Raw genomic sequence first — 12,534 nt, forward strand, 5'->3', positions numbered from 1 at the left:
TCTTAGGAGGCGAGTGCTCTATCCAGCTGAGCTATGACGACACATGCCGCAAACCCTTGATTTTACTGGGTTTCTAGGATTTTTCCCTTCGGCCATATATAAGATTATCAACTCTTTTTCGAGTTGTCAATCTACAGATTTTTTTGATTTGGTAACATTAGAACGTTCCCCAATTTGGGGAATGCTTTGTTGTCACCATTAGCATTTTTCAGAATAGATTCGAACTGAAAGTTGTTTTTCATTTTTTCCCTTTGGGGAATGCCTCGGCTTTCTCTTAGGAGGCGAGTGCTCTATCCAGCTGAGCTATGACGACACATGCCGCAAACCCTTGATTTTACTGGGTTTCTGGGATTTTCCAATTCGGCCATATATAAGATTATCAACTCTTTTTCGAGTTGTCAATCTACAGTTTTTTTACTTTGGTAACATTAGAACGTTCCCCAAATTGGGGAATGCTTTGTTGTCACCTTTGGCATTTTTCAGAATAGATTCGAACTGAAAGTTGTTTTTCATTTTTTCCCTTTGGGGAATGCCTCGGCTTTCTCTTAGGAGGCACTTGTTCTATCCATTAAACTGACAGGACAAATCTGTAGCTTCAATTGTACTATAATTACACACAAATTACAAGACTTTTCTTCTGTGCCTTCCTTACAATGGTTACTGTTCGCCAGGGCATGTTGCAAAAAGCTTTTTACAAGATGTGCATCACGAAGCAGTTACCACTTTTGAAACATAAATTGATGCACTATACGGTTGGCATCTGTATACTTGTAAGAGCTTTGGCACAGTGCTAGAATAGTAAAAGTTATATTTTTCAAATAGATTTTTAATTACCAGAAGGAGACCTCAGCCATGCAGCAGGAATTTATTACAGTAACCTTCAATCGCACGAAGATTGCGATCCGATGTTCAGATATTCTCTATGTGATCATGTCCGATGATTATTGCAGGATTCACATGTTTGATGAAAACGTTTATTGTTGCCGAATGACACTGAAAGAATTAAAGAAACAGTTGAATGAAGAATTTATGGAGGTAAAACGCGGCTGTATGGTAGCTGTGTCTGCAATCAGTGATATTGGAGACAGGATTTTGCTGTCTAATGGTGAGAAGATTTGCTATACAAAACGCAAAAAAAGGGTGCTCAGAGAAGAACTGCAGAAAAATCAGGAGCTTATAATTGCAAAAATCAGTAAAAAAAAGCTGCCGCTGACAGCAGAAGAGTATCGTAAATATTATAAAATATGTGATGCTCTCCCTTTTGCATTCACAGATATAGAAATGGTATTCAATGAAGAAAAAAAGGCAGTGGACTGGATCTTCCGCTATGGGAACGAAGCGCTGGCTGCCCTGGAAAAGCAGCCCTTAGACAAGATGATCGGAAGTTCTTTTTCCAGTCTTTTTTCCAATATGGACGCAAAATGGCTTCATGTTTATGAACGTGCCACCTTGTATGGTGAAACACTGGAAATCATGGACTATAGTCCTGAAATAGATACGAATCTGAAAATTATATGTTTTCCTACATTTCCAGGACACTGCGGATGCATTTTGTTTAATGCAGACAAAATGAAATCTATAAGTGAAGAAAATCATCTGGTCAGATTGGTTGAAGTTTCCATGAAAAATAATTCCTCCAAATAACAAATGTCGTTTTACCGCTTATCATGTTGATTTACCGCAATAGAAATGTTATTTCGCTATAATTCGATTGTTCCCCTGATATATTCATGCTATATTTTTATTAGATATTATTTTTTGCAATCAATTAAGATTCACAGCAGAAAATATCTGAATTTTTTGCAGAACAAGGGGGGAAACATATCATGAAAAGAAAAAAGCAGTTACTTTGACTACCGCTGCATTAGCACTTACTATGACTGTCTGCGGTAGTTCCAGCGCGATTGCCGCATCAGAATTAACAGCGGAAAGCAAACCAGCCACCCAGTATACCATTGATGCAAATCAGGAAGTTTATGCATTGTTGGATTTCGAGGATACTGAGGAGTTTGAAAATGCTACAAAAGGTCTGATTGCGTCTCCGGATACTCTGGATATTTATGATGAGAACGGGAAGCTTGTATGGAGTCAGACAGCGTATGCTTTTCTGGATCAGGATGCTCCGGATACAGCGAATCCAAGTCTTTGGAGAGATACACAGCTGAATCATATTTATGGTCTTTTTGAAGTAACCGATGGAATCTATCAGGTGCGTGGCTATGATATGTCAAATATCACCTTCATAAAAGGTGATACGGGATGGATTGTAGTAGATCCACTGATGAGCATGGAATGTGCGGCAGCGGCTTTTTCCCTGGTAGAAGAGAATCTGGGCACTTTTCCTGTAAAGGCAGTGATTTACAGCCATTCCCATGTTGATCATTTCGGTGGAGTCAGGGGAATTATTTCAGAAGAAGATGTACAATCCGGTGATGTGCAGGTAATTGCACCGGAGGGCTTTGAGAAGCATGCTGTCAGCGAGAATATTTATGCAGGTACTGCCATGGGACGCAGAGCAAGCTATCAGTATGGAACCATGCTTGAGGCCAGTGAAACAGGAGCTCTTGCCATTGGTATTGGCATGGGGCAGTCCAGGGGCAGTACAAGTTATATTTCTCCTACACTTGAAATCACAGAAACCGGTGAGAAGCATACTATTGATGGAGTGGAAATTGAATTTCAGCTTACTCCGGGTACCGAAGCACCGGCGGAGATGAACTTCTGGATTGGATCGAAAAATGCTTTGTGGATGGCTGAAAACTGTACAGGAACACTCCACAACCTGTATACACTCCGCGGAGCCCAGGTACGTGACGGAAACGCATGGGCAGAGTACATTATGGAATCTCTGGTACTTTACGGTGATCAGGCAGATGTAGTATTCCAGTCTCATAACTGGCCACATTGGGGAAATGATATTATTCAAGAATATATGACCAATACTGCAGCTGTATATAAGTTTATTAACGACCAGACATTGCTTTACATTAATGAAGGTTATACGGAAACAGAGATTGCTAATATGATTCAGCTTCCCAAGGAGTTGGAGAAAGTCTGGTATACCCGTCAGTATTATGGCACAGTTTCTCATAATTCGAAGGCAGTATATGAGAAATATATGGGGTGGTATGACGGTAATCCTGTTCATCTTGCCGAACTTACACCATCGGATTATGCACAAAAGCTGGTAGAATATTTCGGTGACACAGATGCGGTTCTTGAAAAAGCAAAAGAAGATTTTGCAAAGGGAGAATATCAGTGGGTTGCCCAGATCACCAATACGCTGGTTTTTGCTGATCCGGAAAATATGGATGCACGTTATCTTTGTGCAGATGCATTAGAGCAATTGGGGTATCAGGCAGAATCCGGTCCATGGCGCAGTGCTTACCTTTGTGCGGCACAGGAGCTGCGAAATGGTACAAATACCGATGATGCAACGCGAGGCAATGGTAACGGTGATGTTATTTTACATATGACACCTGAAATGATTTTGGATTATCTGGGAATTCTTGTAGATACAACGAAGGTTCCGGATCTGACCTTTACAGCAAATCTTATATTGCCGGAAGGTAATTATGTACTCCGCGTGAAAAATGGTGTACTTCTTTATCAGAAAGATACACAGGATGCGGATGCGGATGTGACATGGACTACCAAACGTGCCGGACTGCTGTCTATTATTCAGAAAAACACGGAAAATATTGCAGCTTTGATCCAGCAGGAGGGTGATGAGACCTGCCTGACACGATTGATGGATGCAGTTACGGTTACCTCAGAGTATAAATATTTTAATATTATCGAGCCATAAAGCGACTGAGACCTCGGCAACGAACACAGAGGAAGCTATTACTGGAAAAGCACCTGTAAATCAGTTTATACATGGTGTTGCACTGGCAGATGCGCAATTCAGGAATGTGGTAACTCCTAATGTGGATACGATCTTTTCACAGGTCTGGTATGATCTGCGCGAAGAACCAATGATCTATGAGCTTCCGGAAACAGATCGTTTTTGTAAGGTTCAGGTACTGGATGCCTGGACAAACACTGCCGCAGTTCTTAATCCGGCAAACGTGAATTAATATTTCCACAGGATACATTTATCAAGTAAAAAAGGATCCCTCGCAAGGTAGAAGGCTAACAAGCCTCGACCTTGCCGGGATCCTTTCATTTACATTCCTTTCATTTTAAAATCAGCTTTCCCATTCTGTTTCACCTTATACAAAGCCATATCTGCGCTTTTACAAAGAGACATAACGTCTTCTCCCTGCTCCGGGAATGCAGCTCCGCCTGCGCTGGCTGAAAGCTCTACAACCTCTCCTGTAGGCAGTGTAAGCTGGGAAATCATCCTCTGAAACGTTTCCATATAAGTCCGCGCCATTTCCCCTGTAAGATTCTTCAGGTAAACCACAAATTCATCACCGCCATACCGGCCGATTATGCTATCCTCCGGGAAACAGCTTTTCATAGTTTTCGCAAAATGCTTCAGGCAGAAGTCTCCATTGTTATGACCGTAAGTATCATTATAAATTTTAAAATTATCTACATCAATAAAGATGAAGATGCCTGGCGTTTTTTTACGCAATTCTTCTTCCACGGCAATCTGAAAAGCTCTACGGTTCAGAATTCCGGTAAGAGGATCTGTAGTAGACAATCCCATGTACATTTTCTTATCTTTTTTCTCCAACAGCACAAGGGTCAGCATGTACAGCATCGTGAAGCCTACCAGAATACTTCCATATACTCCGCCCCAGGCGGAAAACTGCTGAGTAATATCAGAAATATTCTTATTTGTCAATTCAACGATCACATACCAGCCTGGCATAACAGAAATACTCCTATAGGAAATTGTAGATTCCTCTCCTCTGATAATAGCGGAAAATCTCCCATCCTTCTTTCCGGAACGCATGTCCTTTATCCACTGGTTGTAGGAATAACCTGCATCATACTGGAAATACTTCTGCTGAAGTAAAAGATTGTTCCAACTGCCAGACGGGCCGGAATTGTCACTGACACAGGTAATAAAATTTTCTGAATCGGCCTTTAACAGGTGAATACTGATCTTGCCCTGAAGCAGCTCATACTCACCCAACTGTCTGAGATTTTCAATCATAATCGACACATAAAGTGTATGAACCAGTGAAGTATCCCCTACTGGCACAAAAACGGTCATGGTCATATTTCCAGTTCTGCTGGACTGGTAAGGATCCGAGTTAAAAGACGTATCCGAAGCCAGCGCCGCCTCATCCAGCTTCTTCTTTTTGATATCGGAAACAGCGCAGCTGCTGCTGCCATAAATTTCGCCATCATTCATAATAAAACCAATATCACCGAAAACAGTCTTGTCAAGATTTTTCTCCAGCTGTTCCAGGATTTCCTCCGGTTGGGCATTTTCCATAGACCGGATCATCTTTATATCTTCCTGTACATAGTTCTGAAGATATTCCATAGAATCATTCATCTTTTCCGCGTACAGGCCTGTGATCAGCTCCAGATGCTCTGTATTGAAATTCCGCGCAATTCTGCTCAGGTGAAAGTATGCCGCCACGATAATGACGAGGCAGACTGCCAGATACAAAGTCAGCAGGACTTTTCTTTTTCTTTTATTTTTTCTTCGATCTTTCATGAGACAGCATTCTCCATAAGGTAATCAGAATCAACCATAATGACTCCGGTATCAAAATACTTCTGCTCTGATTTTTCTCCCTTTATAAGAGAATTCAGGGAAAGCATTCCCAGATATCCCATCTGATCCTGTTTCTGCAGCACAGTCACTCCATGATACTCCGGATTCTGAAGCATCTGTTTCGTTTCGTCCGCCAGGTCAAAACCCACCAGCACTACATCTGTTCTTTCTTCTTCAAAAAGAGTATTTACGATGCCGACAGTAGATGTGTTATTACAGCCGAAAAAGCCCTTTATATCTGCATTTTCTCTCAATAATGCAGAAGCATCCGATTGTGCCTTTTTCGTATCACCGCCATTAACTCTTATATCCTGAACGATTTCCCACTGCTCCGGTGCATTGCCCGCCCAGAAATTCAGGAATCCGGAAACACGATTTACCATTGCCTGTGAACTATCCGATGACAACTGGATTCCCACTTCCAGTGGGTCTGTGGGTGAATTCCCTGCATCATACAGCAGCTCCAGCATTTCTTTCGCTGCCATTTCTCCGGCATCTATATTATCTGTCATGTAACAGGCATCAAATTCGCTGCTGTTAATAGAAGAATCAATAAGTACTACCGGAATATCCTTTTCCCGTACCTTCTGACAGCTGTCTGCCAGTGAATTGGAATCTGCCGGAGCCAGCAGGATTCCGTCAGCGCCTTGCTCCATAGCCTGGTTCATCAGGTCAATCTGACCGGAAATGTCAGTTTCGTTATCAATTCCGCCAAGATAAACCGCTTCATCCAGTTTTTTTGCAGCTTCTGTTATACCATCTATTACCTTCTCCCAGTAAGCACCATGATAATTTTTCAGAATAACATATATTTGCTTATCGCTTTCCGGATTAGAAATACAGGTATAGTCCACCACAGCGGGCTGCTCTGCTGCCTCCTCCATGTTTGCCTTCGAACTCCCCGAGCAGCCTCCCAGCAGAACAGATGCCACTCCCACAAAAATCAACCGATATGCTTTCGTTCGTCTCATTTTTTCCCCAGTACTTATACTCCAAATTGTAACGCTTGCAGCGCAGATATTGAATAGTTACCAGATATTTTACATTTTTGCATATATTTTTTGTGTATATCTGATATATTATATGCCTGATGTATAAGGGCTATCAATGTCTATTCTTCACGATTCCCAGTCTGCATCCTCCGTTTCTGATTTCTGTTATCTATTTTTCATACTCCTTAACCTTCTTTTCATACTCTTCCTGGTTTTCTATTACATGTTTTACAATATGTCCATGGCTTTTCTTCTTGGCAGCCAGATTCCGGCCAGGACGTTCGGCATATTGATCTTCGGGAATCTCCAATGCATTTGCCACAGCATGAATAATTCCGTTGCTGCTGTATGTGGCTCCGCTGACAGCATCAATGTTCAGACTTTGTTCCTCTTTCATCTCTTCAATTACAACTGGCGCAGCTTTAAAAAAATATTCTTCTGTGTCACAGTATGAGAAGATGGAAATATCCGTTACCTGCTGATTTTCCACAGTAACCTGAACTTCTACATCACCACGAAAAGCATCGGCAGATCCTGTATATACGCCATCGACAAGGTTCCGGAAGCGGCCTGCAGAAATAAATTCAGCCTTGTCCGCAGCTTTATCATCAGAACCATTCTCCGCAGTCTCTGAAGTTCCTGCCTCCTTCAAAGCATTCTGTACAGCCTGAATCAGCCCCTTACTACTATATGTAGCACCGGATACGGTATCTGCATTCGTATTCTGCTGTCCGATTATTGCAGAAAAGATTTCAGCTTTCGCTTTTTCCATATAAGACTTGTCATCCTCATAACTATCCAGTGTAAGACTGGTTATTTTTCCGTCCGCCACACTTACAGTGACACGTATCGCTCCACGATAGCCCTCACCTGTTCCAGTATAAGTACCGTCTTTATATCTGAAACCTTCAACAACACCGCCTGCTATATTTCTATCCTTCGTATAGCTTCTCGCCGTAAGGAGCTGGGAAGCCCCAATCATCACACACGTGAGCAATACTCCGATCACCATTCCATATTTAATTCCAAAATGCACATTTCCTTTCGGGCACCAGCTAATGCACTGCTGGCACGCAATGCACTCTCCACCTGTAACTTGTTCCTTTTTCGTAAAATCAATTCCCATGCTGCATTTCGCAGTACACAAAGAACAGGCACTGCATTCTCGTCCGAGCTTTTCGATTTTCAAAAATGCACCTCTGGAAATCAGTGCATACACCGCTCCCATTGGACAGAAATATCTGCAAAAGAATCTCTTTACCAACACTGATCCTGTCAAAATCACCAAGAGTAAAATTCCCCCCACCGAGCACAAAGGCTTCACTCCCGGCCAATGTCCAGGCACAATATACTGGCCAAATATTTCCCACGGACCTTGCTTTTTCCAGGTCAAAACACCACTCCATATAAATATTACAAAATAAACAAGTACTCCATATTTTGCCAGTTTCAGAACTCTGTCAGCTTTCTTGTATATTTCTGGATTTCTGTTCCGCCTCCAGCTGCCTTTTCCCAGCTTCCGCGCTGCAAACCACAAGAAATCCTGCACAGCTCCAAAGCTGCAGAAAAATCCGCAAAAAAATCTCCCCACCAGTACACTTCCTGGCACTGTCGCGATTAGTACATACACCGAATACCCGACACTCTCCCAGGAAATACTTCCAGCATAGATCTGGGAAAAGATATCTCCAATAGCTGTAAATCCTGTTACGAACAGTTCTGGGATTAAGATAAACGACAGTAGTTGGATAACTATTTTTATCCAGTTGTTCTTTCTATTTTTCATTTTTTAGCTGCTTCTTTTTGTGGGTTATCTTTTTTCAACTGCTTCCAAAATTTCCATTTCACAAACACCGAAAGTCTATCAATAATCATAAAAAAGCACTCCTTTCCAAGTAATAGTATACTCAAAAAAGAATGCCTTTTCTATCATTTTCACATTATTTCTTCACTTTACCGAAAGCTATACATCATCCCAACAACGCCTTCATAATCCCCGCATAGCACACCGACACATTTGTCAGATCTTCCACCTCCGCATATTCATCAATGGTATGCGCCAGATTTTCCCTTGCAGGTCCCATTCCAATAGTACGGATGCCAGCTTCTCCTGCATAATGACTTCCATTTGTACAGAAATTGTAGGTAGTTACCTCTGGAGAAAAACCCTCTTTTTCCAGTTCGGATTTTATTTTTGCCACCCACTCCTCTTCTGCGCCAAACAGCCAGCCTGGGAAAAAACGTTCTCCCTGGATTTTTTCTCCGGTGTAGCATTCCTCTTTTCCCACTGCATAAGAAACCTTATAGGAAAACTGCGGATCCTTTTTCTTCAGCTCTTCCATTTTTTCAATGATTGGCTGAAGCACGCTTTCCTTGGTTTCACCTACCAGAAGTCTGCGGTCATAGGTTGCACGGCAGTATTCCGGAACAACGGAGGCTCCTGGATATGGGGAAGATTTTACGTCTGTCAGCTCCAGGATTCCTTTTCCCAGTTTATCCTGGACAGGCGGCTCGATCTCGCGGATAGCCTGAATGGCCTCACACATTTTATATACTGCATTTACGCCCTTTTCCGGGTTTGCTGAATGTGCCGGAACGCCAAAGGTCTCAACCACAATTTCCGCACGGCCACGCTGTCCTACTTTTAAATTCATTTCAGAAGCTTCACCAATTACCACATAATCCGGTTTCACTTTCTCACTTATTTTTCGCGCAGCAACACCTTCGAAGCATTCTTCATGCACAACACCGGCCACATATACATCTCCGGCAAAATTTTTCCCATTTTCCACCGCATATCTATGCGCAGCAACTGTAAATGCGGCTACCGCACCTTTCATATCAGCAGCTCCTCTGCCATAAAGCTTTCCATCTTCAACAACTGCATGAAATGGATCATGTTTCCAATCCTTTAAATTTCCAACTGGAACCGTGTCTATATGTCCATCAAACAGGACTTTCGAACCATGATTTTTTCCTTTAATATGACCGATCACATTTCCGTAGCAGTCAGTTTCTATCTCATCGAAAACACCGGTCTCTTTCATATACGCCTTTAAAGCTTCCGCCGCTTTATCCTCGTGTCCTGAATAGCTCTGACAGTTTATCAGACTTTTTGCCAGCTCAATTACTTTTTCGTCCCATTTTTCACTTATCATCTACAAATACCTGTGTTGCACCAAGATTAGTTCTCAGTCCCATTAAAATTGTTTTCAATTTTTTCATAGTTAATTTCCGCCTCGTAAAAAAATTGTTTTTAAGTCTGAAAAAGGCGCAGACACATTGAAGTGTTCTACGCCTTTGTAGTTTCGTTTGCTTTTTGATGATTCTGCATTATAGGAGCTTTTTTCGAAGTTGTCAAGAGCTTTTTTATTAACTTTGAGATTGTGTTTTATAACTTAAATTAAATTAGTCTATGAATACGAATCTAAAGGTTCGTCTAAAAATGCAGCTGCCCCTGCAGCCAAATCAGCCCCTTAAATCTGCGTCCCACAGCCGGTTCTCCTAGCAGATCCGCACAGTTTATACACACATCGAACTGGATATCATTGCACTCGATAGTCATCTGGCACAGTTTCTCACCAGTGAGAATGTTCTTAAAATTCACAAAATCCACGATTTCGCCCATCACACTATACTGGTCACATTCAATTCCATGAGGCATAAAACAGGTATCCACAATTGTCAACACATCATCTGTAACAATACGCTCAGAAATCATGGAATACATATCCATATCTTCCATTGTAAGGTCTTCCATGGCTTCTTCATCACCATTTCTGGCAGCCGCGATCAGATTATTGCGGTTTTTTGTCAGCTCTCGCTCTACTTTTACAGCTTCTTTATCTTTCTGAACCGGAAAAAGGATCTTCCCTTCTCTTGCCAGTCCTGTAATCGTCAGTGGCTGTCCTTCACGCACATTCCCCTTATACTTCTCCAGCATATATTCTGCAGGATTCTGAAGATAAAAGATCAAAGTCACGCCAAGGCGCATGTCATCACACGCCCCTGCATAAGACTCTTTTTCTGCGTGTCTCTCCACGACTACACTCTCCTGAGAGGTGATTCCTGTGCCGCGAAAGAACGGAAATGAATATTCTACGTGAAACTCATTGTCTTCATCATACTGTCCACAGACTGTTATTCCACAGTCACAGCCATAATTCTTGGAATATTGTACAAAAATTCCATCCGGATGATTCTCCACTGCAATTTTCTCATCGTAAGTATTTATCACATCCTGAATGATTTCCTGCATTTCTTTACGTGACTTTACCTTTGAAAAGCCAACAGTTCTTAAATAACTATGCACATTATCACCTCCCTGTTAAGCAGTCTTATTGCAAATCAAACAACTTTTCAGATATTCTGATATTCTCCGGACCATCTGATATTTTACTTTTGATCTATTACTATTTTCAGCTCAAAGTCCAATTTTTGGTATTTTTATGCTATTTCATTTTTAAGTCCAATTATTTGGACTTTTTCTCGATTTTTGTCATTCCACCCATGTATGGCTGAAGGGCAACTGGAATATTTACGCTTCCATCTGCATTCAGGTTGTTCTCAAGGAACGCGATCAGCATTCTTGGCGGAGCAACAACTGTGTTATTAAGAGTATGAGCAAGATATTTCTTGCCATCTTTTCCGTTTACACGGATTTTCAGACGACGTGCCTGTGCATCACCAAGGTTGGAGCAGCTTCCTACCTCAAAGTATTTCTTCTGTCTTGGAGACCATGCTTCAACATCCAGGGATTTCACTTTCAGGTCTGCCAGGTCACCAGAGCAGCATTCCAGTGTACGAACCGGAATATCCAGGGAACGAAACAGATCAACAGTGTTCTGCCACAGTTTGTCAAACCACATCTTGCTGTCCTCTGGATTGCAAACTACGATCATCTCCTGCTTCTCAAACTGGTGGATACGGTAAACGCCTCTCTCTTCAAGTCCATGAGCACCTTTCTCTTTACGGAAGCATGGAGAATAACTTGTAAGAGTTTTTGGAAGCTCTTCTTCCGGAATGATCTGGTCAATAAATTTACCAATCATAGAATGCTCACTGGTTCCGATCAGGTACAGATCCTCACCTTCGATCTTGTACATCATGGCATCCATCTCAGCGAAGCTCATAACACCTGTAACAACGTTACTTCTGATCATGAACGGCGGTACACAGTATGTGAATCCTCTGTTAATCATGAAATCACGTGCATATGCAATAACTGCAGAATGAAGTCTTGCGATATCCCCCATCAGATAATAGAAACCATTACCAGCAACACGTCTTGCGCTATCAAGGTCGATTCCGTCAAAAGCTTCCATGATTTCTGTATGATACGGAACTTCGAAATCCGGAACAACAGGCTCACCAAATTTCTCAATCTCAACGTTCTCGCTGTCATCTTTACCAATCGGTACAGATGGGTCAATGATATTCGGGATTACCATCATATCCTTCAGAAGCTCTTCCTCAACTTCTTTCTCTCTCTTGGAAAGTTCCTCAATACGCTCACCGGAAGCTGCAACCTGTTTCTTAACTTCCTCTGCTTCATCCTTCTTTCCCTGGCCCATAAGAGCACCAATCTGTTTGGAAATTTTATTTCTCTCTGCACGAAGAGCTTCTACTTCCTGTTTGATCTCGCGGTTTTCCTTATCCAACTCCAGAACCTTGTCAACCAGCTCCAGTTTGCTGTCCTGGAATTTATTGCGGATGTTCTGCTTTACGATTTCCGGGTTCTCTCTCACAAATTTGATGTCTAACATGTCTTCCTCCTGTACTGATACTTTATTTTTCATAGCAAATATCTGTTTTATTTTTCCATATCTCTTTTTGCAGCAAGTATCTGTTTTATTTTTT

9 protein-coding genes are annotated in these 12,534 nt (G+C 41.9%); 3 read left to right on the forward strand and 6 right to left on the reverse strand.

Going from position 1 to position 12,534, the window contains the following annotated elements:
• The first annotated feature begins 852 nt into the window (after window positions 1-852).
• The 3 genes from ABHC48_RS16470 (at window position 853) to ABHC48_RS16480 (ending at window position 4,079) form a co-directional block, all read left to right on the forward strand.
• The gene (locus ABHC48_RS16470) at window positions 853-1,644 is read left to right on the forward strand and encodes a LytTR family DNA-binding domain-containing protein (protein WP_195700048.1); all 792 of its coding nucleotides are present in this window, start codon (window positions 853-855) and stop codon (window positions 1,642-1,644) included.
• A gap of 205 nt (window positions 1,645-1,849) precedes the next feature.
• A complete protein-coding gene (locus tag ABHC48_RS16475; protein ID WP_243284568.1) occupies window positions 1,850-3,808 on the forward strand; it encodes an alkyl sulfatase dimerization domain-containing protein in 1,959 nt (652 codons plus the stop codon).
• On the forward strand, window positions 3,756-4,079 hold the full coding sequence (locus tag ABHC48_RS16480; protein ID WP_243284569.1) for a DUF1254 domain-containing protein: 324 nt from the start codon (window positions 3,756-3,758) through the stop codon (window positions 4,077-4,079). Before ABHC48_RS16475 ends, ABHC48_RS16480 begins: the two co-directional genes overlap by 53 nt.
• An 89-nt stretch (window positions 4,080-4,168) precedes the next feature.
• On the opposite strand, the gene ABHC48_RS16485 is transcribed toward ABHC48_RS16480, so the two are convergent.
• The 6 genes from ABHC48_RS16485 to serS all read right to left on the reverse strand — a co-directional run bounded on the left by ABHC48_RS16485 (window position 4,169) and on the right by serS (window position 12,440).
• Window positions 4,169-5,623 (reverse strand): GGDEF domain-containing protein, encoded by a 1,455-nt coding sequence (locus ABHC48_RS16485; RefSeq protein WP_195700049.1) that lies wholly within the window; start codon window positions 5,621-5,623, stop codon window positions 4,169-4,171.
• The gene (locus ABHC48_RS16490; RefSeq protein WP_195700050.1) at window positions 5,620-6,654 is read right to left on the reverse strand and encodes an ABC transporter substrate-binding protein; all 1,035 of its coding nucleotides are present in this window, start codon (window positions 6,652-6,654) and stop codon (window positions 5,620-5,622) included. Before ABHC48_RS16490 ends, ABHC48_RS16485 begins: the two co-directional genes overlap by 4 nt.
• A 190-nt stretch (window positions 6,655-6,844) precedes the next feature.
• Entirely contained in the window at window positions 6,845-8,461 is a 1,617-nt protein-coding gene (locus ABHC48_RS16495; protein WP_195700051.1) for an FMN-binding protein, read from the reverse strand.
• A 184-nt stretch (window positions 8,462-8,645) separates the two neighbouring features.
• Entirely contained in the window at window positions 8,646-9,833 is a 1,188-nt protein-coding gene (locus tag ABHC48_RS16500; protein WP_195700052.1) for a YgeY family selenium metabolism-linked hydrolase, read from the reverse strand.
• 281 nt (window positions 9,834-10,114) lie between these two features.
• Complete coding sequence (locus tag ABHC48_RS16505; protein ID WP_195478199.1) at window positions 10,115-10,987, reverse strand: DUF3881 family protein; 873 nt, start codon at window positions 10,985-10,987, stop codon at window positions 10,115-10,117.
• 160 nt (window positions 10,988-11,147) lie between these two features.
• Window positions 11,148-12,440 (reverse strand): serine--tRNA ligase, encoded by a 1,293-nt coding sequence (gene serS, locus ABHC48_RS16510; protein WP_148463062.1) that lies wholly within the window; start codon window positions 12,438-12,440, stop codon window positions 11,148-11,150.
• Window positions 12,441-12,534 lie beyond the last annotated feature (94 nt).

The organism is Ruminococcus sp. 1001136sp1 (assembly GCF_039841815.1).
GTDB classification, from domain to species: domain Bacteria; phylum Bacillota; class Clostridia; order Lachnospirales; family Lachnospiraceae; genus Blautia_A; species Blautia_A faecis.

Coding starts and splice junctions, on each gene's coding strand:
- ABHC48_RS16470 (WP_195700048.1), top strand. CDS start 853: ATGCAGCAGGAATTTATTACAGTAACCTTCAATCGCACGAAGATTGCG.
- ABHC48_RS16480 (WP_243284569.1), top strand. CDS start 3,756: ATGCAGTTACGGTTACCTCAGAGTATAAATATTTTAATATTATCGAGC.
- ABHC48_RS16485 (WP_195700049.1), bottom strand. CDS start 5,623: ATGAAAGATCGAAGAAAAAATAAAAGAAAAAGAAAAGTCCTGCTGACT.
- ABHC48_RS16490 (WP_195700050.1), bottom strand. CDS start 6,654: ATGAGACGAACGAAAGCATATCGGTTGATTTTTGTGGGAGTGGCATCT.
- ABHC48_RS16495 (WP_195700051.1), bottom strand. CDS start 8,461: ATGAAAAATAGAAAGAACAACTGGATAAAAATAGTTATCCAACTACTG.
- ABHC48_RS16500 (WP_195700052.1), bottom strand. CDS start 9,833: ATGATAAGTGAAAAATGGGACGAAAAAGTAATTGAGCTGGCAAAAAGT.
- serS (WP_148463062.1), bottom strand. CDS start 12,440: ATGTTAGACATCAAATTTGTGAGAGAGAACCCGGAAATCGTAAAGCAG.